We start from the raw sequence: 21124 nt of genomic DNA, 5'->3' as shown, positions 1-21124 counted from the left end.
GGGAGAGGACATGTCAGGACAGGTTGAAGGCAAGGTCGCGCTGGTGACCGGCGGCGCATCAGGCATCGGCGAGGCGATCGTTGAATTGTTCGCGCAGGAAGGCGCGACCGTTGTTGCGACCGATATCGATGAGTTGCGGGGACCGGAGCTCGCCGCGCGGCTCAAGAAGGCTGGTCGCGAGGTGATCTTTCTGCCGCAGGATGTCACCAGCGAGGAGCGCTGGATCGAGGTCGTCGCCGACATCGGCAAGCGCTATGGCCGCCTGGACATCATGGTGTCGAACGCCGGCATCGGCATCGGCGCGCCCTCGATTGTCGATATGTCGCTCGCTGACTGGCGCCGGCAGACCGCCATCAATATCGACGGCGTGTTCCTGTCGGTGAAGCACTCGCTGCCGCTGATGCGCAAGCATGGCAGCGGCTCCATCATCATGATGTCGTCGCTCGCGGGTCTGCGCGGAGCCGCGAACCTCGCCGGCTACAGCGCGACCAAGGGCGCGGTCCGGCTGTTCGCCAAGTCGATCGCGATGGAGTGCGCGCAGGTGAACGACGGCATCCGCGTCAATTCCGTGCATCCCGGCATCATCGACACGCCGATCTGGGGCAAGATTCCGACCGGAGCGACCGGCGCCGGGCAGAACGCGCCGATCGATCCGGAGGAACGCGCCAAATTCGCCACGCCGCTCGGCCGCGCCGGCCAGGCCATCGAGATCGCGCAGGGCGTGCTCTATCTCGCCTCCGATGCGTCGCGTTACGTCACCGGCACCGAGCTCGTAATCGACGGCGGCATGAACGCCGGCGGCGTGGTGCGGCAGCCGAAATAATCTCCGTCATTGCGAGAAGCGAAGCGACGAAGCAATCCATTGTCCCGCAAGCGCGGAGAGATGGATTGCTTCGCTGCGCTCGCAATGACGGCGAGGGTTACCTAGCCGCCTTGCCGCAGCCGCGCCAGCACCTTCAGCCCGCCGTAACCATCGGCGGGCAACAGGCCCATTTTGACCTGGTAGTCCTTGATCGCCTTCATGGTGTCGTTGCCGACGCGGCCGTCGGTGCCGCCGGTGTCGAAGCCCGCCTTGGTCAGGCGCGTCTGCATCTCCTGCACCTCGGCGAGCGTCAGCGCGCGCTCGGAGCCGGGGAAGGGCTGGATGAAGGGCGGTCCGCCGAGGCAGCGGTCGCCGAGATGGCAGATCGCCAGCGCGTAGTTCATCGAGGGATTGTAGCTCTTCACCGAATTGAAGTTCGGCCCGAGCAGGAAGGCGGGGCCGCCGGCAACCGGGATCCAGAGCTGCGCTGACGCGTTCGGCTGCGGAAATGGCTGGCCGTCGGCTCTGACGACGCCGGCGCTGGCCCAGGCCGCATAGGAGCGGTTGCCGCTGGCACTGCCGCCCGGCGCGCGGACTTCGTAGCCCCAATGCTCGCCGCGGTGCCACTTGCCGCGATTGACCAGGTATTTCGCGGTCGAGCCCAGCGCGTCGTCGGGACGGCCGAACGGCGAGACCTTGCCGTCGCCGTCATAGTCGAAGCCGACATTGAGCCAGACTTCCGGCATCCATTGCGAATGGCCCATCGCGCCGGCCCAGGAGCCGTTCATCTCCTCCGGCGTGCTCCAGCCGCGCTGCACGATCTTCATCGCGTTGATCAGCTCGGTCTCCCAATAGGCCTTGCGGCGCGGCTCGTTCCAGGCGAGCGCCGCCAGCGAGGGAAACACCGGCGTCATATGGTTCTGCTGCACCAGCGGATCGCCATAGGCTGATTCCACGCCCCACAGCGCGAGCAGCGTGCCGCGCTCGACGCCGAAGTCGCGCTCGATCCGGCCGAACAGCGCGTCGTTCTTCTTGAGCGCCTCGCGGCCGTGGATGATCCGCCAGTCGGAGACGCGGCGGTTGATGTACTGCCAGATCTGCTCGTGGAATTCAGGCTGGTTGCGCATCTGCCTGAACACGCTCATGTCGGGCTCGACCCGCCCCATGCAGCGGTTCCAGGTCGCCTCCGAAATGCCCTTTGCCAGTGCGCGGGCGCGGAAATTGTCGCGCCACTGGTCGAAGCCCGCAGGCGCGGCCGCCAGTGCACCGAACGGGTTGGCGAGCGTCACGCCTGCCGCGAGCCCCGCCTTCAGGACGGCGCGGCGGGCAGGGGATTTCAAAGAATCAGGCTGTTTCATCTGGCCAGTGTAGCGGCGCCGATCGGGTGAGCCAAAAGCCACGCCGCCGCAGGGACTAGCTATCCTGCAAATCCGTGGCGATTTTTGACAGCCACTGCCGGACCACCTGTTCCGACCCGGCGTCGAGGCTCGCGGCGAGCCGTCGCTCCTGCGCCTGGGCGATATGGCGGCATTTCTCCAGCAGCGCGGTTCCATGGCTGGTCAGCGTCCACTGCAGCACCCGGCCGTGGACGGGGTGCGGCGTCTTGCGGATCGCGCCGTCGCGTTCGAGGTTGCGGATGATCACGCTGACGGTCTGCGGCGTCAGAAACGCCACCCGCGCCAGATCGGCGCCCGAGAGCCCCGGATAGGCCTTCAGCATCGTCAGCACGACGAATTGCGGCGAGGTGACGCCAAGCTGCGCGAGCGCGCGCTCCATCGACAGCCGCGAGGCCGCGTGCGCCTGGCGCAGCAGATAGGCGAGATAGCCCTGTTCGCCGCGTTTACCTTCGCCGGGCGGCGGGATGGGCGTGGCGAGCAGGGCGTCTGCGGCCGATCCTGCCCCGACAGCAACCCTGCCGGCCGCCGTTTTCCCCGCCGGCCGCCGCTGGGCGGCGCCCGATTTCCCGCGTTTCTGCATTCCCGCCATGTCGTCCGATGCCGCCTTCGCCGATGTCCGCATCTTGCTCAGTATCAGAGCTCTGATAATATCTCAGTACACTGATAACATGAGGCCAGGCCGATGTCACATGCCCGCAAGGAATACACCGACTTCGAGAAGCTCGCGCCCGATGTCTTCGCCGCCGTGCGTGCGCTCGGCCAGTTCGCGGCCAAGGCCGGCCTCGACAAGCAGCTGCTCGAGCTCGTCAAGCTGCGCGCCTCGCAGATCAACGGCTGCGCGTTCTGCGTGCAGTACCACATCCTGCAAGGCGAAAGCCTCGGCGTGCCCGCAGACAAGCTCAACCTCGTCGTGGTGTGGCGCGAGGCGCCGCAGTTCTCGGCCCGCGAGCGCGCGGCGCTGGTCTGGACCGAAGCGCTGACGACCTTGCCGAACGGCGTCAGCGACGAGGTCTATGCGCAAGTCACCGCCGAATTCTCCGAGCAGGAGCTGACTTATCTCACCTCGGCGATCGCATCGATCAATGTCTGGAACCGGTTCGGCGCAGCCTATCGCTGGACGCCGCCGCCACGCAGGCAGAACGCGGCGGCTTCGTGAGCCGGACCGCGCGCGACTAATGAAGCAGCAACTGACAGGGGAGAAGCACCAATGACCTCGATCGCGATGACACCATCTCTTCCATTCGCGCGGCCGCCGCGGCCGGTCTCGCTGGCCGTGATCGCGGGACTGGCCTGCGCCTTCGTGATCGGCAAGGCCTTGCCGACCCCGATGGATGCGATCGCCTCGGTGATCGCGCCGCTGTGCGCGAGCGCGAATGCGGCGTCACCGCTCGACAAGGTCGAGGTCATCACCTCGCATGCGTTGCCGAACGTGGCGGGCAAGCGGGTCACGGTGGTGCGAGTGTTCTACGGTCCCGGCGGGTTCACGCCGCCGCACCGTCATTCGGGTTCGGTGACCGCCTACATCACCAAGGGTGAAATCCGTTCCCAGCTCGGCGGCGGACCGGTCGAGACGTTCAAGGTCGGCCAGTCCTTCTTCGAGCCGCCGGGCTCGACCCACATGGTCTCGGCCAATGCGAGCACCACGGAGCCCGCCGAGCTGATCGCCGTGTTCGTGGCGGATGAAGGCGCGCAGCTGACCACGATGCTCGAATAGCGATCGGCGGGGCGCTGGTCTTGCAAGACGGGCGCACTGGACCAGTTTGGTGCCGAACTCGCATGAAAGTGGACCTTGCGCGCAATCCGATGCGTGGATTGATTGCGCGGCAGGTTGCTGTGCCGGTCGCGACCCAGAGCGTACCAATTGCGTTCCAAGAGCGTTCCGATCGCCGGTGCTCTGGGGGCGACTACCGACGAGGGACAAACCGATGATCAGTCTGAAGGGGCTCTCTGCCTTCCCGATTACGCCCTCGAACCGGGATGGGCGGGTCGATCTGGGAGCTCTTCGCGCAGTGCTCGACCCCGTGATTACGGCGAAGGTGGATTCGATCGGGCTGCTCGGAAGCACCGGTTCATATCCGTATTTCAGTCGCGATGAGCGGCGGCGAGCCGTGCAGGCGGCCGCCGCCTTGGCTGAAGGTCAAATGCCGATTTTGGTCGGCGTCGGCTCGCTGCGCACCGACGACGCGGTGCGGCTGGCCCAGGATGCGCGTGAGGCCGGCGCGACGGCGGGCCTTTTGGCCGCGGTTTCCTATACGCCTTTGACTGACGACGAGGTCTTTGAGCATTTTCAAACCGTGGCCCGCGAGAGCAGGCTGCCGATTTGCATCTACGACAATCCCGGAACGACCCATTTCCGGTTCACGCCGGCACTCATCGGCCGTTTGAGCCGCGTCGAGGGGATCGTCGCGGTCAAAAGTCCTGCGCTGGATGCGGCGGCGGTGTCCGGCCATCTCAGGGAATTGCGGGCTGTCGTTCCGAGCGGGCTCGCGCTCGGTTACAGCGCGGACTGGAATTGCACCGAGGCGCTGTTGGCAGGTGGCGATACCTGGTACAGCGTTCTCGCAGGCATCTTCCCCAGGGTTTGCGTGGATATCGTTCGTGCCGTGACGAGCGGCGATGCGGCCCGGGCGCGGCAGCTCAATGCGACTTTGCAGCCGATGTGGGATCTGTTCAAGACATTCTCGGGTCTGCGCGTTGTCTACGCGATCGCCAATCTCAGAGGTGTCTGTGTGGCCGAGCCGCCGCGTCCGATCTTGCCGCTGCCCGCGGACGCGCAGAGGAGGGTCAAGGAGACGTTGGCTGCGATGGAGATCGACTGATCGCATGCCTGAAGCGCGGCCGCTCTAGTTGCCGCCACCCTCCTGGGTGTCGATGCGATGCACGACATCGTCGGGCAGGGCGTGCGCCACGGCGGACGCAGGTCCGGGCTCGGGTCCGATCTCGTGGCCGCGGCCGCGGATCAGCCGCTCATAGGCCGACACCAGGGTGGTGTAGGGATTAACCCACAGCCAGCCGTCGCGGGTGAACACCTGGACGTCGAAATGCAGATGCCGCGACGTGCCGTTGGGGTGATCGAGATAGTTCGAGACCACGCCGATCTTCTCGCCCTCGCTGACGCGGCGTCCGTTGAGCAAACCATCGGCATCCATCGCCGACGGGTTCATGTGCATGTAGCGGAAGCGGATATGCTCGGTGCGGGTGTTGACCTGTAATGTCGCGGCCTGCTGCTGCGGCGAGCGGATCACGATGCTGTCGCGCACCGCGACCACGCCCTGCTGCTTGGGGTCGCAACCGTCCTTGCTGTCTGCGGGACAGGCGCCTGGCCTGATATCCTGGCCCTGATGGCCAAAGCCGCTGGTGCATTGGCCGACCTCAAAACTGCGGGCCTCGCAGAAATTATCCTGCCAGGGATACACGTCGACCGTCGCGCCCGCCTTGCGCCTGGCGAAGGATTGCGAGTGTGCGAAGGCCGGCGCCTTCTCCAGTGGAAAGCGGATCTGCGAATAGACGGTGAAGTCGGCGTGGCCCCCTTGCTGCCTGTGTCCGCCGCTGCCCGCGACGATGTCGCCGCTCGGGCGGTAGGTGAAGTCAGCCGATGCGGCCGCCGGCCGCTCGGCGATGTCGGAGGCGACGTCGCTGCGCGACCGCGACGGCTGGCCGCCTGCGATGTGCAACGCCTTCAGGAAGCGCTCGGCGACCGGATAGGCCTCACGACAGGCCAGCCGCTTCGGCCGCGGCGCGCTGTCGAGGCACTGGATCGAGACGACATAGGGAATCCCGAAACGGGTGAAGGCGTAGCGGACATAGCCTTCGCGGATGAAGCGGCGGATGTCCGGAAACTGCGCGGCCAGCGTCTTGACCGGCTCGCCCTTGCCGCCGAGCCGGTCGGCGAGGTCGTAGACCAGGATCGACCCCGAGATCTGCACCTCGACCGGTTTGGCAAACGTCCGCGGCGGCATGCCGTCGCCGGCGCCCGGGTCGAGCGAGAACACCACGTCGTAGCCGGACGCGCCGGCATGAAAGACATCGGCAGGGCGGAAATCGGCCTGATAGCGCGCGACCGACAGGCTGTCCGGCGCACCGCTTTTCCGCGCGTCGAGATAGCTTGCGGGGTCGAACGGCAGCAGCACCGGAATCGGGCTGCGCGCGATGCCGGGGAAGAGCGGCGACGTCAGCGCGTTCAGTTGCACCAGTGCGGGGGTCGCGCGCGGATCGGTGGCCGGGACGCGGCGTTGGCCGGCGAAGGCGAAATTGGAGGCAATGGCCGGCCGGGTGCTGATCTCCTGCCGGAGCTGGTCCAGCACCGCGCGCCATTCGACCCGCATGGCCGAGATCGACGGCGTTCGGAATTCGTCGGCATGAGCGCTGGGAGGAGGCGAGAGCAGGACTGCCAGCCAGCAACTGATGAAGCTGACAACCTTGCTGTTCACTGCACCCCCCGGCTCATGTCTGACCGCCGGGGATTCTAAAGCAATATCCGGAAAACTGTGTAGCGGTTTTCCGGAAACTTTATGCTTAAACAACAAGCTGATGCGCGGTGATGATTCATTCTAAATCCCACCGCGCCTCAGCGCTCAGTCCTTGGCGCGTTCAACGTACGAACCGTCCTCGGTCATGACCACGATGCGCGTTCCGGCGGCAACGTGCGGCGGCACGCCGGTGCGCACGCCATTGGACAGGATCGCGGGCTTGTAGGACGAGGAGGCGGTCTGCCCCTTGGTGACGGGCTCGGTCTCGACCACTTCCAGCGTCACGCGCTGGGGCAGCTGGATCGCGACCGGATTGCCCTCGTGCATCGAGAGCTTCACGGTCATGTTCTCCTGCAGATACGGTGAGGAAGAGCCGACGATCTCCTTGGAGACCTGGACCTGATCGTAGTTGTCGTTGTTCATGAAGTGGAAGCCGTCGGCGTCTTCATAAAGGTAGTTGTAGTTGTGGTCTTCGACGGTGGCCTTCTCGACCTGGTCGGTGGTCTTGTAGCGCTCCGAGACCTTCACGCCGTCGCCGATGCGGCGCATTTCGATCTGGCTGACCGGGGTGCCCTTGCCGGGGTGAATGTTCTCGGCGGACAGCACCACATAGAGCCGGCCGTCCTGCTCGATGATGTTGCCCTTGCGGATGGAACTGGCGATGACTTTCAAAGGTGTTTTCCTGAATTTGGGAGGCGGGGGCGCAAACCGGATGGCAGCCCCTCGGCCATGGCGGCGATTTCGGGCTGCAACATACTGATTTGTCCCTGAGATGCCAGCCTTTTGCGGCCGATTTTGGCAGTTTGCCAACCGCTGAAACCGGCCCGGAACAGGCCGTTATGGCTGGTCCTTGCCGGGGATCTTGCGGGCCTTCGCGTTGTGCTCGGCAAAGCTTGCAGGAACCGAAAATGTCCCGGTCTTCAGGTCGTAGACGCAGCGCGAGTCCTCGACCCATGGGAAGGGGGGGTGCTCGCCCTGGATGTCGAAGGACATGCCGAGCACGAGGTAGCGGCTGTCGGGCCATTTCATGCCCAGCCAAGCGTAGTTCTCGTCAAAACCCTTGATCAGGCCGATCTGCATATGGTCGAGCGTATAGGGGTCATCCGGGTCGCGGCGCACGCCTTCGGCGGCCGGCTGGGTGTAGAAGAAGTCCCAGGCGGCCTCGCCAAGCGGCTTTTCGGTCGCCGGCACGAACCGTTCGCCGGTCCGCTTGTAGAGGTAGAGGGTGTGGTAGCCGGCGCCGAGCTTCTGCATCCGCACCAGCCAGCGGCTGTCCGGGCTGAAGCGGAAGCCGGCCTGATAGCCGGCCGCATCGGTGCCTTCGCCCTGGTTCAGCAGCGCGCCGTGCTTGCGGGCACGGTCGAAGGTCCAGAACTGGAACAGGAGACTTTCATCGCCCATGTCCTTTGAATACTGCTCGACGCGGACCGTTCGATCCGGCGAGGTGAAGCTTGCGTCCGCAACCCGCTTGAACTCGCTGCTCGGGCTGTCGGCCATCGCCGGCGTCGCCGAGGCAAAGCCGAGCAACAGCAGCAGTCCAGCACTTCGCAACCAGCCGATCATGGGTGCATCCTGTTTCCGCGCAACTGGCGGTGGGACGCGCGAACCGGTGTTCAGGTTCAGTGGATCGCGAACATGGACAAGGCGGGCGTCTTTCGACATGAAGGGATCAGCTTTGCCGGGTGGCGCGGAGATCAAGGCCGTTTGGAGCATGAAGTCATTTGAAATCAGTCACTTGTTCCCGATTCTTAAGTGGAGGCGGCGGCTTGTTGATGTGGAATCCATGAGATCCGGAGGGCACCGGCAATGACCGGTCATGACCAGACCTCGCCGTGGTGGACGCCGCAGCGCTATGCCGACCGCCGGCCATTCCTGCAGGCGCGGACCGCGATCACGCGGGCGCTCCGCGCCTGGTTCGAAGAGCAGGGATTCGCCGAGGTCGAGACCGCCATCCTGCAGATATCGCCGGGCAACGAGACGCATCTGCACGCGCCGCGCACCGAGTTGACGCAGGCCGACGGTTCGCATGCGACGCGCTATCTGCGCACCTCTCCGGAGTTCGCCTGCAAGAAGCTGCTCGCGGCCGGCGAGCCCAAGATCTACGAGTTCGCGAGGGTGTTCCGCGACCGCGAGCGCGGCGATCTGCATTTGCCGGAATTCACCATGCTGGAATGGTACCGCGCCAATGCCCCCTACGATGCCATCATGGCCGACACGATCGTCGTGATCGCCCACGCGGCGCAGGCGACCGGGATCGGGCGGTTTTCCTTTCGCGGCAGGATGGCTGATCCGTTTGCCGAGCCGGAGCTGCTGACGGTCGCGGCCGGCTTCGAGCGCTTCGCGGGCATCGATCTGCTTGCGACGATTGCGGGCCGCAAGGGCGATCGCGAGGCGCTGGCGTCGGCGGCGAAGGGGCGGGTGCGGATCGCCGACGACGACACCTGGTCGGATATCTTCAGCAAGTTGCTGGTCGAGCACGTCGAGCCCAATCTCGGTCAGGGCCGTCTGACCGTGCTGTTTGAATACCCGTCGCCCGAGGCCGCGCTGGCGCGCACCAAGGCTGGCGAACCACGCGTCGTCGAGCGCTTCGAGGTCTATGCCTGCGGCGTCGAGCTCGCCAACGGCTTTGGCGAGCTGACCGATGCGGTCGAGCAGCGCCATCGTTTCACCGCTGATATGGACGAGAAGGCCCGCCGTTACAGCGAGCGCTATCCGCTCGACGAGGATTTCCTTGCCGCGGTCGGCCAGATGCCGGAGGCCAGCGGGGTTGCGCTCGGGTTCGACCGGCTGGTGATGTTGGCGAGCGGCGCGCCACGAATTGATCAGGTGGTCTGGACACCGCCTGCAGGAGAGACATGAACAGGATCGATCCGAAGATGGCGGCGACCCTGCGCCAGCCGCGCGAACTGGTCGATGCGGGCCTCGCGCCGGCCGATGCGCTTGCCGGGCTCGAGCAGGTGGCCGCGCGCTACGCGGTCGCGGTGACGCCGGAGCTCGTCGCGCTGATCGATCCGGCCGACGCCAATGATCCGATCGCGCGGCAGTTCATCCCGAGCGCCGACGAGCTCATGGAGCAGCCGGGCGAGAACGCCGATCCGATCGGCGACGATGCGCATTCGCCGGTTGCCGGGATCGTGCATCGTTATCCTGATCGGGTTCTGTTCAAGCTCGTGCATGTCTGCGCGGTCTATTGCCGGTTCTGTTTCCGGCGCGAAATGGTCGGGCCGGGAAAGGCCTCGGCCTTGTCCGACGACGCCTATCGCGCGGCGCTGGATTACATTCGGGGCCATCGGGAGATATGGGAAGTCATCCTGACCGGCGGCGATCCGCTGATGCTGGCGCCGCGCCGGGTGACCGATATCATGGCCGATCTCGCTGCCATCGATCATGTGAAGATCATCCGCATCCACACCCGCGTCCCGATCGCCGATCCCGGCCGCATCAATTCCGACATGATCGCGGCGCTGCGGGTCGAGGGGGCGACGACCTGGATTGCTGTTCACGCCAACCATCCGCGTGAACTGGGTGTCAATGCCCGCGCGGCGTGCGCCCGCCTTGCCGATGCCGGCATCCCGCTGGTCAGCCAGTCGGTCCTGCTGCGCGGGGTCAACGACGATGCCGCGACCCTCGAGGCGCTGATGCGCGCCTTCGTCGAATGCCGCATCAAGCCGTATTATCTGCATCATGGCGACCTTGCGCCCGGCACTGCGCATCTGCGCACCACGATCGAAGCGGGGCAGGAGCTGATGCGTGCCTTGCGCGGCCGTGTCTCCGGACTGTGTCAGCCGGACTACGTGCTCGACATCCCCGGCGGCCATGGCAAGGCGCCGATCGGCCCGGCCTATTTGTCGCAGTCGGCTTCGCGCGAACGTGAAGATTCCGCGGAACGGCGCTACCGTATCGTCGATTATTGCGGTGACGTTCATCTTTATCCGCCGCAATCGTGAGCCTGTCATGAGCGGGGCCGGGGACGGACGGCAGGAGCCGCCCGAGGAGGAGGGCAACCGCAGCATCGAAAATGCTGTGATGTTCGGCTTCTTTGCAGTGCTCGTCGCCGCAGGAATCTGGCTCCTTGGCACAATGGCCGATATACGGAAGGTGCAGGATTGCGCAGCGCAGGGACGACGCAATTGTGCTACCGTCGAGGCGCCGGAACGGGCGCGATAGGGTTGAGAAGCAGCGGAGACGCGAGATGCGGAAGACAGTTTTGGTGATGGCTCTGATGATGGTTGCCCTTGGGGCGCCCCAGATCGGCGCACCCCAGGCTTGGGCGCAGCAGCAGGGCGGATCGTCCTCCATGCAGAAGAGCGCGCCGCTGCCGGAGGCGCCGATCGGACATCGTCAGCCACGCCGCAGTGACACTCCCAATGAGAAGAATCTGAGCGATCCGAACAGCGCGGCGAACAAGGAAGACGCGGCGCTCGACAAGAAGATCAAGAACATCTGCCGCGGTTGCTAGAGCGCGTGCTCATCGACCGTGCCCGCTGCGCTTCGATAGCGGTCACGTTTGCGCTGACGTAGCAAATGACGCGATGCACCAGGCTGGAAGTCGCCGCGGCGTGACTTCCGGGTTCAAACTGGTCGAGCGCGTGGTCTTGCTTGGGTCATGGCGACGCCGGAGATCGCGAGCAGTCCACCGACAATCAACTTTGGCGTCATGCGGTCGCCAAGGAACAGCACGCTCGAAATCAAGGCGAACACCGGAAGCAGCAGGCCGAATGGTGCGACGCGGCCCATGGAGCAACGGGCGATCAGCCAGAACCAGAGGCCAAACCCGATAATTCCGCCGATGAAAATTGTGTAGGCGAGTGCCAGCCAACCGCGCCCGTCCGCCGTGACAAGGCTCGCCAGCTGTCCGTATTCGAGCAGCAGCGACATCGCCATGACCTGCGGCACCGTGAGCAGCGACGACCACCCCATCAACATCAGGGGATCGAAAGGGCCATAGCGTTTCGTCAAGACGTTGGATACGGCGAATGCGAAGGCTGCGCCAACCACAAGCAACAGCGGAAGCGGGTTTGCCGACAGGCCAGGCTCCGCTGCCAGCACGACGACGCCGGCGAATGCGAGTACCACTCCGGCTGATGTGATGAGCGACGGCCTCTCAGCGAGCAGCGGCCAGGCCAGCAGGACCGTGAAGGGCGTCGCGAGTTGATAGGCGACGGCCGACAGGCTTCCCGAGCCGAGCCCAAGGCCAACATAGAACAGCCCGAAGTTCAGTCCGCCAAGGAAAAGAGAGATCGCGGCGACAGGGCCGAACTGTTGGCGCGTGGGTCTTTTGACGAACGGAACAAGCAGCAGCGCGATTGCCAGGAAGCGCAGCGCGAGGAAGAACAGCGGCGGAAACTCCGCAACTCCCACCTTGATGGCCACGAACTGATAACCCCAGAGCAAGGGAACGGCCACTGCGCAGACCATCTGAATGGACGACATGGCATCTTTTCTTTCAAGACCGTTCGGTCCAGATTTTGGCGTGCTCACAGCCGGAGTGTCCATGGGGTGCTTACCTGATGAAACGGTCGAGAAGGGCGTCAGCGGTGGCTTGCGATGCGATCCGTGCCGGCGCCGTTTTGCCGACCACCCGTAGCCCCTCGACGAAACAGACGAGAATTCGGGCGGCACTTGAAGGCTCCACTCCATCGGCCAGCTTGCCCGCTGCCTTTGCGCGGGAAAGTGCATCCGCCACCCTGGCCTCCATGACTTTGAAGAAGCCCGCAACGCGACGGCCAATTTCAGCATCCTGGCCGGCCAGTTCCATGGCTGTGGCCACCAGCAGGCATCCGCGCCGGCCATTGGCACCGCTGGTGCGGTCGACGTAGCCGGCAAGGTAGGCCCGCAGGCCGTCGACCGGCTCTCTGCTGGGGGCGAGTTCGATATCCATCCGTTTCACGGCATCGGCGATGTAGCGATCAAGCGCCCGCAGGAACAGCGAGTGCTTGTCGCCGAAAGCGGCGTAAAGGCTGCCACGCGAGAGCTTCGTCGCACGAAGCAGGTCCGGCAGCGCGGTGGCGTGATAGCCGCGCGACCAGAACACACCCATCGCGCGTTCGACCGCGGCGTCCACGTCGAAACTTCGGGGGCGGCCACGGGGCAACTGCATTGGGGGTTGGCGGCTCATCGCCAATATATAGACCGATTGGTCTTTAAATCGCAAGAGACCGCTTCGAGAGTATATTTGACCGCTTCAACGGGGTTGTCGGCTGGTTGATGTCCGCTTGGCCCTGACGGGTCCGCGGGAGACCGGCGGAACGCAACATTGCGTCCCGCCGGCAGCCCTCAATCGGTTCGGCGGCGTCAGGCCGAACGCTCCTTAAGGCCGTCACGCCGCACGTTGCGCCTCGCGTCGACGGCGTCGGCCAGTTGCTTCAGCACATCGGCGGTCGTTGCCAGATCGACGCAGCCGTCCGTGATGCTCTGACCGTAGGTCAGCGCCTTGCCCGGCACGACGTCCTGGCGTCCGGCGACGAGATTGCTCTCGATCATCACGCCGACGATGCGCTGCTCGCCGCTTGCGACCTGCTGTGCGATGCCGGCGGCGACCAACTGCTGGTTCTCCGGCTTCTTGCTGCTGTTGGCGTGGCTGGTGTCGATCATCAGGCGTGCTGCGACACCGGCGTGGCCGAGCTCGGCCGCGGCGGCATCGACGCTTGCGGCATCATAGTTCGGCACCCGGCCGCCGCGCAGGATGACGTGGCAGTCCTCATTGCCGCTGGTAGCGGCGATGGCCGAGCGGCCGCCCTTGGTGACCGCCATGAAGTGATGCGGGTGCGAGGCCGACTTCACCGCGTCCGCCGCGATCCGCACACCACCGTCGGTGCTGTTCTTGAAGCCTACCGGGCAGGACAGGCCGGAAGCCAGCTCGCGATGGATCTGGCTCTCGGTGGTGCGCGCGCCGATCGCCGCCCAGGAGACCAAATCGGCGATGTATTGCGGCGTCGTCATGTCGAGGAATTCGGTGCCGGCCGGCAGGCCGAGATTGTTCACGGCCGACAGCACGCTGCGGGCAAGGCGCAGGCCCTTGTTGATGTCGAAGCTGTTGTCGAGATCGGGGTCGTTGATCAGGCCCTTCCAGCCGACGGTGGTGCGCGGCTTCTCGAAATAGACCCGCATCACGATCTCGAGGCGGTCGGCGAGCTGTTCGCGCAGGCTGGCGAGACGCTCGGCGTAATCGACGGCCGCCGCGGGATCGTGAATGGAGCAGGGGCCGACGACGACCAGCAGGCGGTCATCGGTGCCGTTGAGGATCGCGTGGATGGCGTTGCGGGCGCCCATCACGACGCGTGTCGCGGTCAGGGTGCGCGGAACTTCCCGCATCACCTCTGCGGGCGTATTGAGCTCTTTCAATTCCTTGATGCGAAGATCGTCTGTCGTACTCAACACGGCTGGCTCCTTTGGATTTTTGGGACCTGCCGGCGCATAAAAAAAGCCGCCAGGTCTGGCGGCTTGTTTCGGACGTTTGCTGCAATTCTTCAGATTGAGCGCGATCCTCCTGCCGCCAGCGAGCTGTCGTAGCTAAAGTACCAAAAATAGCTGGTGGCGACGGTGATCATGGGGCGGGTCTATAGCGCAGGGATTTCTGCCTGTCACCCCCCAAATCCGCGGGGGCAGCCGGTTCGGCGTCAGGTGTTGCGCGCCGCCAACGCCATACCTATCAGGGTCGCCCCGCCGAACATCAGATTGAGGCCGACCAGGAGGCCGATCGCCCATTCCGCCGAGCCTGGCAGGCCCGCGATGATGAAGAAGGCGATCACGATGTCCATCAGCCCCGCGATCAAGAGCCAGGACCAGCGTCCTGACAATTCGCGGCGGTGCTCCAGCGCGTACATGATCGTGGCGACGCCCTCGGCGACGAAATAGGCGCCGATGACAATGGTCAGCGTCAGCACGCCCTGCATCGGACGGGCGAGCAGCACCATCCCGGCCAGCACGGCGAGCGCGGCTGAAATCAGCGACCACCAGAAGCCCGGCATGTTGCGCGCCCAGAACGTCACGATCAGCCCGCCGATGCCTGAGATCAGGAACATCCAGCCCAGGAAGATGGTGACGGCGAGGCTCGCGAAGGCCGGCACGATCATCGCCGCGATGCCGAGGATCGCGAGCAGGATGCCTTCGAACAGGACCGCCTTCCAGTGTTGCTTGACCGCGGCCTGCATCTGCGATCGCAGCTTGTCGAGGTCGTTGGACAGGGTCATCGCGGCTCTCCAAATCTGCGAACGAGACGTTTGCGCGCGTGCGGCGTATCCTAGCCCTGGCTTGGCGCTGACGGAAAGCCCTCCGCGGCGGTCCGCATCCGGTTGCGGCCGAACAGGTAGACGGCAGTGGTCGCAATCAACAGCGCCAGCCCGATCAGGATCGAGGTGAAGCCGATCGGGACCAGGATGAACGACGCGTTGCGCTCGGGATTGACGTACCAGTGATGCAGCGAGGTGAGCAGGAAGCAGACGCCGGCAAAGCCGGTGCCGCCGCCGATCAATAGCAGCGCCCACATCCGCCGCAGCTGGCTGAGCCGCTCGCGCGCAACGTCGGTACGCGGCGCATGATGCTTGCCGAGGCGGCGCACCAGACGGATCGCAAAACCGATCGAGGAGAAGCCGATCAGCACGCTGGCCGAACCGAGCAGCAGCCGCGTGGTCGAGCCGAGATCGGGGATGCGCTGCAGCGCGAGCAGCGGAAAATCGAACGCCGCGTGCAGCGCGACCGGCGCGACCAGCACCAGCGCCCAGTTCGTGATGCGCGCCCAGTCGCGGTGGCCGCGGTAGGCGCCGAGCGCGCCGCCCGAGCGAGCGATCGCGAGATAGGCGCCGGCGATGATGCCAAGCGCGCCGTGGAACGGCACGGTGAGCACGCTGCGCAACGCCGCAAGCGCGCGCCACATGTCCTTGTGCTGGACCAGATAGGCGAGGTTCTCATAGGCGGCGAAGCCGAGACCGGCGGCCGCGCCGTAAACCACCGTATCCATCGGATCGGCGAATGCGCGGCGCCGCGTCGAGATCGCGACGATGACGAGAACCTTGACGATCTCCTCCGGCGCCGCGACGCCGAATGCCGCGCGCACCGCCTGGGTCGCCCAGGGATTGTCGGGAATGGCGAGCAGCGCATTGAAGGGAATTCGCGCCAGGCCGAGCAGCGAGATGCTGGCCGCGCCGAGCACGAAGGCGAGCCACACCTTCACCGGCGGTCCGGGGCGCTCGTCGGCGGCGATGACAAGCCACAACACAAGCAATGCGGGGGCAATGGCGGCGGCGCCGATTACCGTTGGAAGCGACTCAAGCAACAACATGAGCCGGACGGGCCCCTTTGATGGCACCAAAGCGATGCGTCCGGAAGAAATGGCAGCAAGTTCAGCGGATTGCAAATCGAGCGATGGGGAGAATCGGTTCGACAGACGCCGTTCTCGTGTCCAAAATGCCACGGTGCCTGTGAAAGCGCGGCGGAAGCGTCGCGTAGTGGGATCTCGGTCAGCTCAAAGCAGAGGGCGGCTACCGGCCGCCGGGCGGGTTCCCGACGGCGCCCCATGCGGCGGTCCAGACGCAGAGCTTCGGCGCCCCGAACCATGATGGGGATGGCGACTTGCGGGGCCAACCGGTTTCGCCTGAATGTCGCGAGCCGCACGGCGTATCGCTGTGAGGTTGGGGGGCGCACCGACAAGGTGGCCCACGACATGGCGACATCACCGATCCGCAGATCGCGGCGAATTTCACGGCGCGCGGCGGAGCGCCACGTGGCGGCGCCGATGGTCTCTCGCGGGCGCAAGTCGCATCTCGGTCAGGCAGACGATGCGTCGGCCTTTTCGCTTGGCGAATGGTGCGCGATCCGCCGTCACGGCGAGCACCGGTCCTTCGCAAAGCACAACCGCCGCAAGTTTTGGCACCGCATGCCTTTCGTTGCGCTATAATGCCGCGGGCAAAGCGACTGATCCGGTAGAAGCCAAAGATGCCTTCGATTGATTCTGCGGTGATCGTTCTTGCCGTGATTGCTCTGTTTGCGGCCTTTGTGAACGGTGCGCTTGGTTACGGGTTTTCCTCTCTCACCGTGCCGGTCGCGCTGGTCTTCTACACCAACCGCGTTCTCAATCCTGCGGTTGTCATCGTCGAAGTCTTCGTCAACCTGTATGTTCTGTGCATCAATCTGAGCGGCGTTCCGGCCGTGTGGCGGCGCGTGCTGCCTATTCTCATCGGCATGCTGCCCGGCATCGCAGTCGGAGCCTTCGCCCTGACGTCGCTGCAGCCCGGCTGGATCAAATTCGCCACCTACTCGATCATTCTGCCGCTTATCTTGCTGCAGGCGGCCGGTTGGCGGAAGCCGATGCAGTCGAAATGGCTCGTCGGTTTGCCCTTTGGCGCGGCGCTCGGAGTCCTGTACTCGGTCACGACCATCTCGGGACCGCCGCTGGCGATCCTTTTCAACAATCAGGGCCTCGTCAAAGATGAGTTTCGGGCCGGTCTCGCGCTGGTTCGGGTGACGGAGTCGAGCTTGACTGCGATCGCATACTACAAGCTCGGTCTGTTCATCGAGGAGAGCCGGAGCATCCTGTTCGTGCTAGTTCCCTGCGTTGTCGTCGGCATACCGCTCGGTGCCTATCTCATCCGGCGGCTGGATGCCGAGACGTTTCGCCGGATCTGCATGAGCTTTGATGCGTGGGTCGTGGGATTCGGCCTGTCGCGTGTGTTGATCGAAGTGAAGCTGATGGAAAGCCCGTGGGCCTACAGCGTCATGGCCGGCACGATCCTGATCGACGTCTGCTTGTTGTACGTCTTCTTCACCGCGCGGAAAGGGACCGCGCAGGGCTCGCACGCGTTGGCTTCGCTGAGATCGGGCAACCAGGGCGGTCCGACCTGATGGCGACAATGCCGTGGGACGGCGTCGGCTAACCTGCCAGCAGGCGCCGGCAGGTTTCGACGAACACCTCGGCGCCGGTGACGATGTCGGCATCGTCGGTGTTCTCGCTCCAGTGATGGCTGATGCCGCCGATCGACGGCACGAACAGCATCGCCGCTGGCATGATGGTAGCGATGACCTGGGCGTCATGGCCGGCGCCGCTCGGCATCCGGATCGATTTGCCGCCGGCGCAGGCTGCGCTCGCGGCCTCGATCGCATCCTGGAAGGCAGGCGTCATCATCGCAGGCACGCCGGTGCGGATGCGCTCGACCTTCACGGCGCAGCGGCCCTGCGCAGTGGCCTCGGCCGCCAGGCGATGCAGGTGCGCCTCGAGACGCGCGATCACCTCGGGATTGTCGTCGCGGATCTGGAACAGCATCTCGGCGCCGCCGGGGATGATGCTCGGTGCGCCCGGGTCCAGCGTGATGCGGCCGGTGGTCCACACCGTGCGCGGTCCGCACAAAGCAGGGAATCTGTCGTCGATCGCGACGCAGAACCGCGCCAGCGCCAGGCCGGCATCCTTGCGCACCGCCATCCGCGTGGTGCCGGCATGGTTCTGCGCGCCGGTGAAGCTGATGCGATACTACCAGATGCCGACAATCGAGGTGACGACGCCGATCTTGAGCCCGCTGCTTTCCAGCGTGTCGCCTTGCTCGATATGGGCCTCGAGATAGCCGATGTGGCGGCGCGGTTCGGCGTTGAGGCGCGGGCGGCCGGCAAAGCCCGCATCGCGCAGCGCCTGTCGCATCGTGCGATCGCTGGAGCGGTCGCGCGCCGCATCGATGTCGGCTTCGGTCACGGCGCCGGCGAAGGACCGGCTACCGAGGAAACTGCCGAAATGGCCTTCCTCGTCGCACCACGCCGCGACTTCGACTGCGCCGTTCGTGCCGGGATCGGTGTTGATGACGCGCGCGGCTTCCAGCGCATAGATCACACCCAGCGGCCCATCGAGCCAGCCGGCGTGGTTCTGGCTCTCGAGATGCGAGCCGGCGAGCAGTTTCGGTCCCGCCTTCGCGCTGCTGCCGAGCACATTGCCGATGCCGTCGATCGTTGCGGTGAGACCAGCGTCGGGCAAATGTCCGGCGAGCCAGTCCAGTGAGCGCAGATGCGGTTCCGAGAATGTCGGCTTGTGCACGCCGGTCTTGTAGGCGCCGATCGCGCGCAACGCATTGAGATCGGCGAGCACGCGCTTGCCGTCGAAGCGACCGTTGATGCCTGGCATGAGTTGGACTCCGGATTTGCGTCTTGATCTTACGCGTTGGCGCCTCAATCCCGTCTTGATGCCGTCGCGGTTGGATGCGACGGAACAATCAGGGCAAACGATTTCTTAGCGGTTCTGCTCTTAGGTCGCAGTACGACAGTACGAATAGCGTGTGAGTGTGATGATGTCTGCATTCCGGAACTGGGCTCGCAAGGCCGCTGTGCTGTTTCTTCCGATCGCGCTCGGCGCCTGCGCGCAATATTCGCAGCAATACAGCATGACCACACCGTCGGCGGGGACCGGGCCGCTGGCCTGGGACGGTGCCGGACAGGACCCCAATCTCCCGCAATCGCGGCGCCATGCCCGCAGTGCGTCACCGGCCGTCGCGGAGACGCCGGATGCGCAGACCTCGGAAGCGGATGCGGACGCACGGCTGGCGCGCAAGCTCGTGATCTGCAGCACCTGCATCAAGCCGACGCCGGTGGCGCAAGCGAACGATCGCCAGGACGTCGCAAGCGCAACCAACCACTAGCAATCGGCGCCCGCAGTTCCCAACGGTCGAGCATGCCCGCGGGCCTTAGTTAGGCCACGATGAGGTTCGAAGCGCAGGGCCATGTCGTTCCGAAGATTCGTTGTTCCCGCCGCTGTCGTCGCGCTCGCCGCCGCGATCCTGATTCATGTGGGCGGTTCGCGGGCCCACGCGCATGTGCCGTCGCATTGCGGCTTCTGGACCTCAATCGAGGCCGGATTGTCGTGCCAGTGACCCCGTGGGCGGGGATCCGGGAAAAGCATTCTCAACGCTTGCCCGTTCGCCCAATCGCCACTATACGTTCGCCCGTCGCAGCCGTTCGCCGGTAGCGGCCAATCTGGCATGTCTCACGTCTAACGTATTGATTTGCCGGGAGTTTTGCTCCCTTCGTCTATCGGTTAGGACGCCACCCTTTCACGGTGGAGAGAGCGGTTCGATTCCGCTAGGGAGCGCCATCGGCGCCAAATCGGAAATCCCGCAAATTCAACGGATTGTCTTCGGGCGGACAGCTTTGCCGCGCCGGCTCGGGCAGATGTGCACAACGCCCCGATCGCTGCAATCCGCCGCGATTTCGCAACCCTTTGTAAAGCCAGCGGCGCTAGGCGTGAGCCTGGGATGATGGAATGGCATTAGGGTCCAAGAAGCGCGAAACGCGCAAATCGCTGCGGCAATCCGGCTGGATCACGCTCGACGGCGGATTCGCCGCGCGTCCCTGCATGGTCGAGGACATCTCCTCGACGGGTGCAAAGATCACTGTCCAGGACAACAACACGCTGCCGGCCAAGCTGCGGCTGGCGTTTGCGCGGGATGCCCGCACCGGGCGTGCCTGCGAGGTGGTCTGGCGCAAGGGCAAGACGTTCGGCGTCAAATTCGTGCGCTAGCCTCATTGGGCGCCGCGCGATAAAAGGCCGGATGCGCAAGATCTGCTTCGCCATCGTCGCCGTCCTGCTTCCCGCCGCTGCGTTTGCGCAAGCCGGCGACCGCCGGAATTTTCAGACGCCCCCCGACGCCGGCAAGACCTTGCCGTCGAAATCCGCGACGAGGAGCAATCCTTGCGCCTCGTACGGACCGGGCTTCGTCAAGGTCGAGGGCTCCGACACCTGTGTGAAGCTCGGTGGCGCCGTCAGTGTCGGGGCCGGGATGTCCAGCGGACGCTAAGCGGCTTGCAGCTCACGACATCGGCGGCGCGACGACGCGCACAAAGGCCGGCCGCTGTGCGATCTCGCCGAACCAGCGTTCGAGATTGGGCAGCTTCGGCTTGGTGACGCCCTCGACACCGAACCAGCGCCGCGCAAAGGCGCCGAGCGCGATGTCGGCGATCGTGAACTGATCGCCCTCGACGAAGCGGCGGGCTGCAAGCTGCGCCTCGACCACGCGCCATACCACGCCTTCGGCATCGGCGTCCTTCTGGATCTGAACCATGTCGCGCTTCTCCGGCGGCGTGCGCACCAGTCCCCAGAACACCGGGCGGTCGACCGGCTGCAGCGTCGACAGCGTCCAGTCGAGCCAGCGGTCGACGGGGGCGCGCGCCTTCGGCGATTGCGGATAGAGCGGCGAACTCTGGCCATAGGCCATGCAGAGATAGCGCATCACCGAATTGGATTCCCACAGCACATAGTCGCCGTCGACCATGGTCGGGACGCGGCCATTCGGATTCATCGCGAGATAATCAGGCTGATCGTTCTTGCCGAACTGCATGCCGGCATCGATGCGCTGATATGGAAGGTCGAGCTCGGCGAGGCACCACAGCACCTTCTGCACATTGACCGAATTGGCCCGGCCCCAGATCGTCAGTTGCGGCTTGCTGTCCATCACGCGTTTCTTCCCGCTGTTGTGCTTTGCGCGCGT

At 65.0% G+C, this 21124-nt stretch carries 23 protein-coding genes, 1 tRNA gene and 1 pseudogene; 13 read left to right on the top strand and 12 right to left on the bottom strand.

Annotated elements, in window-relative coordinates:
• Positions 1-10 precede the first annotated feature (10 nt).
• Positions 11-823, top strand: coding sequence for an SDR family NAD(P)-dependent oxidoreductase (locus tag K359_RS0134290; RefSeq protein WP_029083351.1), 813 nt, complete (start codon positions 11-13; stop codon positions 821-823).
• Between the two features lie 101 nt (positions 824-924).
• Here the strand turns inward: K359_RS0134290 and K359_RS0134285 are convergent, their stop codons facing one another.
• Both K359_RS0134285 and K359_RS0134280 read right to left on the bottom strand, forming a co-directional pair.
• A complete protein-coding gene (locus K359_RS0134285) occupies positions 925-2160 on the bottom strand; it encodes a lytic murein transglycosylase (protein WP_029083350.1) in 1236 nt (411 codons plus the stop codon).
• Between the two features lie 55 nt (positions 2161-2215).
• Positions 2216-2788 carry a MarR family winged helix-turn-helix transcriptional regulator gene (locus K359_RS0134280; protein WP_029083349.1) on the bottom strand — a complete coding sequence of 191 codons (573 nt, stop codon included), beginning with the start codon at positions 2786-2788 and terminating at the stop codon, positions 2216-2218.
• Between the two features lie 93 nt (positions 2789-2881).
• Here K359_RS0134280 and K359_RS0134275 point away from each other — a divergent pair, with 93 nt between their 5' ends.
• From K359_RS0134275 to K359_RS0134265, 3 genes are all read left to right on the top strand, one after another.
• Positions 2882-3355, top strand: coding sequence for a carboxymuconolactone decarboxylase family protein (locus K359_RS0134275; protein WP_029083348.1), 474 nt, complete (start codon positions 2882-2884; stop codon positions 3353-3355).
• A gap of 51 nt (positions 3356-3406) precedes the next feature.
• On the top strand, positions 3407-3913 hold the full coding sequence (locus K359_RS0134270) for a cupin domain-containing protein (protein ID WP_029083347.1): 507 nt from the start codon (positions 3407-3409) through the stop codon (positions 3911-3913).
• Between the two features lie 211 nt (positions 3914-4124).
• Complete coding sequence (locus tag K359_RS0134265; RefSeq protein WP_029083346.1) at positions 4125-5018, top strand: dihydrodipicolinate synthase family protein; 894 nt, start codon at positions 4125-4127, stop codon at positions 5016-5018.
• Positions 5019-5042: 24 nt separating this feature from the next.
• Here K359_RS0134265 and K359_RS0134260 read toward each other — a convergent pair whose 3' ends face one another.
• The 3 genes from K359_RS0134260 to K359_RS0134250 form a co-directional block, all read right to left on the bottom strand.
• Positions 5043-6629 carry a peptidoglycan DD-metalloendopeptidase family protein gene (locus K359_RS0134260; RefSeq protein ID WP_029083345.1) on the bottom strand — a complete coding sequence of 529 codons (1587 nt, stop codon included), beginning with the start codon at positions 6627-6629 and terminating at the stop codon, positions 5043-5045.
• A 144-nt stretch (positions 6630-6773) separates the two neighbouring features.
• On the bottom strand, positions 6774-7340 hold the full coding sequence (efp, locus tag K359_RS0134255; RefSeq protein ID WP_029083344.1) for an elongation factor P: 567 nt from the start codon (positions 7338-7340) through the stop codon (positions 6774-6776).
• A 165-nt stretch (positions 7341-7505) separates the two neighbouring features.
• Positions 7506-8231 carry a hypothetical protein gene (locus tag K359_RS0134250; RefSeq protein WP_029083343.1) on the bottom strand — a complete coding sequence of 242 codons (726 nt, stop codon included), beginning with the start codon at positions 8229-8231 and terminating at the stop codon, positions 7506-7508.
• 243 nt (positions 8232-8474) lie between these two features.
• Between K359_RS0134250 and epmA the strand changes: the two genes are divergently transcribed.
• The 4 genes from epmA to K359_RS0134230 are packed head-to-tail and all read left to right on the top strand — an operon-like array spanning position 8475 to position 11127.
• On the top strand, positions 8475-9527 hold the full coding sequence (gene epmA / locus K359_RS0134245) for an EF-P lysine aminoacylase EpmA (RefSeq protein WP_029083342.1): 1053 nt from the start codon (positions 8475-8477) through the stop codon (positions 9525-9527).
• Positions 9524-10615: a lysine-2,3-aminomutase-like protein gene (locus K359_RS0134240; RefSeq protein ID WP_029083341.1), complete on the top strand. Its 1092-nt coding sequence runs from the start codon at positions 9524-9526 to the stop codon at positions 10613-10615. Before epmA ends, K359_RS0134240 begins: the two co-directional genes overlap by 4 nt.
• Positions 10584-10835, top strand: a complete 252-nt coding sequence (locus K359_RS0134235; RefSeq protein WP_245284807.1) for a hypothetical protein — start codon at positions 10584-10586, stop codon at positions 10833-10835. The genes K359_RS0134240 and K359_RS0134235 overlap by 32 nt, the downstream gene beginning before the upstream one ends.
• A gap of 25 nt (positions 10836-10860) precedes the next feature.
• Positions 10861-11127: a hypothetical protein gene (locus K359_RS0134230; protein ID WP_029083339.1), complete on the top strand. Its 267-nt coding sequence runs from the start codon at positions 10861-10863 to the stop codon at positions 11125-11127.
• A gap of 113 nt (positions 11128-11240) precedes the next feature.
• On the opposite strand, the gene K359_RS0134225 is transcribed toward K359_RS0134230, so the two are convergent.
• The 5 genes from K359_RS0134225 to K359_RS0134205 form a co-directional block, all read right to left on the bottom strand.
• Positions 11241-12101, bottom strand: a complete 861-nt coding sequence (locus K359_RS0134225; RefSeq protein WP_029083338.1) for a DMT family transporter — start codon at positions 12099-12101, stop codon at positions 11241-11243.
• A gap of 70 nt (positions 12102-12171) precedes the next feature.
• The gene (locus K359_RS0134220; protein ID WP_029083337.1) at positions 12172-12768 is read right to left on the bottom strand and encodes a TetR/AcrR family transcriptional regulator; all 597 of its coding nucleotides are present in this window, start codon (positions 12766-12768) and stop codon (positions 12172-12174) included.
• Positions 12769-12962: 194 nt separating this feature from the next.
• Positions 12963-14048: a 3-deoxy-7-phosphoheptulonate synthase gene (locus K359_RS0134215; RefSeq protein ID WP_029083336.1), complete on the bottom strand. Its 1086-nt coding sequence runs from the start codon at positions 14046-14048 to the stop codon at positions 12963-12965.
• Between the two features lie 239 nt (positions 14049-14287).
• Positions 14288-14860, bottom strand: a complete 573-nt coding sequence (locus K359_RS0134210) for an HdeD family acid-resistance protein (RefSeq protein WP_029083335.1) — start codon at positions 14858-14860, stop codon at positions 14288-14290.
• A gap of 50 nt (positions 14861-14910) precedes the next feature.
• A complete protein-coding gene (locus K359_RS0134205) occupies positions 14911-15948 on the bottom strand; it encodes a PrsW family glutamic-type intramembrane protease (protein WP_029083334.1) in 1038 nt (345 codons plus the stop codon).
• Between the two features lie 674 nt (positions 15949-16622).
• On the opposite strand from K359_RS0134205, the gene K359_RS0134195 reads away from it, so the two are divergent.
• Positions 16623-17507 (top strand): sulfite exporter TauE/SafE family protein, encoded by an 885-nt coding sequence (locus K359_RS0134195; RefSeq protein WP_245284806.1) that lies wholly within the window; start codon positions 16623-16625, stop codon positions 17505-17507.
• A gap of 28 nt (positions 17508-17535) precedes the next feature.
• On the opposite strand, the pseudogene K359_RS53790 reads toward K359_RS0134195, so the two are convergent.
• A pseudogene (locus tag K359_RS53790) lies at positions 17536-18768 on the bottom strand (Zn-dependent hydrolase).
• 163 nt (positions 18769-18931) lie between these two features.
• On the opposite strand from K359_RS53790, the gene K359_RS0134185 reads away from it, so the two are divergent.
• From K359_RS0134185 to K359_RS0134165, 4 genes are all read left to right on the top strand, one after another.
• Positions 18932-19279 (top strand): hypothetical protein, encoded by a 348-nt coding sequence (locus tag K359_RS0134185; RefSeq protein WP_156928799.1) that lies wholly within the window; start codon positions 18932-18934, stop codon positions 19277-19279.
• 377 nt (positions 19280-19656) lie between these two features.
• Positions 19657-19731: transfer RNA gene (locus K359_RS0134175), tRNA-Glu, on the top strand.
• A 168-nt stretch (positions 19732-19899) separates the two neighbouring features.
• Positions 19900-20157 carry a PilZ domain-containing protein gene (locus K359_RS0134170; RefSeq protein WP_029083331.1) on the top strand — a complete coding sequence of 86 codons (258 nt, stop codon included), beginning with the start codon at positions 19900-19902 and terminating at the stop codon, positions 20155-20157.
• A gap of 31 nt (positions 20158-20188) precedes the next feature.
• Positions 20189-20434, top strand: coding sequence for a hypothetical protein (locus K359_RS0134165; RefSeq protein ID WP_029083330.1), 246 nt, complete (start codon positions 20189-20191; stop codon positions 20432-20434).
• A 12-nt stretch (positions 20435-20446) separates the two neighbouring features.
• Here the strand turns inward: K359_RS0134165 and K359_RS0134160 are convergent, their stop codons facing one another.
• Entirely contained in the window at positions 20447-21088 is a 642-nt protein-coding gene (locus K359_RS0134160) for a glutathione S-transferase family protein (protein ID WP_029083329.1), read from the bottom strand.
• Positions 21089-21124: the final 36 nt, after the last annotated feature.

It is taken from the genome of Bradyrhizobium sp. th-b2 (genome assembly GCF_000426785.1).
Lineage (GTDB): Bacteria > Pseudomonadota > Alphaproteobacteria > Rhizobiales > Xanthobacteraceae > Bradyrhizobium > Bradyrhizobium septentrionale.
This window is presented reverse-complemented; position numbering and strand designations above follow the sequence as displayed.

Excerpts from the sequence above, each read along its gene's own strand:
- K359_RS0134290 (WP_029083351.1), top strand. The coding sequence starts at position 11 with ATGTCAGGACAGGTTGAAGGCAAGGTCGCGCTGGTGACCGGCGGCGCA.
- K359_RS0134285 (WP_029083350.1), bottom strand. The coding sequence starts at position 2,160 with ATGAAACAGCCTGATTCTTTGAAATCCCCTGCCCGCCGCGCCGTCCTG.
- K359_RS0134280 (WP_029083349.1), bottom strand. The coding sequence starts at position 2,788 with ATGGCGGGAATGCAGAAACGCGGGAAATCGGGCGCCGCCCAGCGGCGG.
- K359_RS0134275 (WP_029083348.1), top strand. The coding sequence starts at position 2,882 with ATGTCACATGCCCGCAAGGAATACACCGACTTCGAGAAGCTCGCGCCC.
- K359_RS0134270 (WP_029083347.1), top strand. The coding sequence starts at position 3,407 with ATGACCTCGATCGCGATGACACCATCTCTTCCATTCGCGCGGCCGCCG.
- K359_RS0134265 (WP_029083346.1), top strand. The coding sequence starts at position 4,125 with ATGATCAGTCTGAAGGGGCTCTCTGCCTTCCCGATTACGCCCTCGAAC.
- K359_RS0134250 (WP_029083343.1), bottom strand. The coding sequence starts at position 8,231 with ATGATCGGCTGGTTGCGAAGTGCTGGACTGCTGCTGTTGCTCGGCTTT.
- epmA (WP_029083342.1), top strand. The coding sequence starts at position 8,475 with ATGACCGGTCATGACCAGACCTCGCCGTGGTGGACGCCGCAGCGCTAT.
- K359_RS0134240 (WP_029083341.1), top strand. The coding sequence starts at position 9,524 with ATGAACAGGATCGATCCGAAGATGGCGGCGACCCTGCGCCAGCCGCGC.
- K359_RS0134230 (WP_029083339.1), top strand. The coding sequence starts at position 10,861 with ATGCGGAAGACAGTTTTGGTGATGGCTCTGATGATGGTTGCCCTTGGG.
- K359_RS0134225 (WP_029083338.1), bottom strand. The coding sequence starts at position 12,101 with ATGTCGTCCATTCAGATGGTCTGCGCAGTGGCCGTTCCCTTGCTCTGG.
- K359_RS0134220 (WP_029083337.1), bottom strand. The coding sequence starts at position 12,768 with ATGCAGTTGCCCCGTGGCCGCCCCCGAAGTTTCGACGTGGACGCCGCG.
- K359_RS0134210 (WP_029083335.1), bottom strand. The coding sequence starts at position 14,860 with ATGACCCTGTCCAACGACCTCGACAAGCTGCGATCGCAGATGCAGGCC.
- K359_RS0134205 (WP_029083334.1), bottom strand. The coding sequence starts at position 15,948 with ATGTTGTTGCTTGAGTCGCTTCCAACGGTAATCGGCGCCGCCGCCATT.
- K359_RS0134185 (WP_156928799.1), top strand. The coding sequence starts at position 18,932 with ATGTCTGCATTCCGGAACTGGGCTCGCAAGGCCGCTGTGCTGTTTCTT.
- K359_RS0134170 (WP_029083331.1), top strand. The coding sequence starts at position 19,900 with ATGGCATTAGGGTCCAAGAAGCGCGAAACGCGCAAATCGCTGCGGCAA.
- K359_RS0134165 (WP_029083330.1), top strand. The coding sequence starts at position 20,189 with ATGCGCAAGATCTGCTTCGCCATCGTCGCCGTCCTGCTTCCCGCCGCT.
- K359_RS0134160 (WP_029083329.1), bottom strand. The coding sequence starts at position 21,088 with ATGGACAGCAAGCCGCAACTGACGATCTGGGGCCGGGCCAATTCGGTC.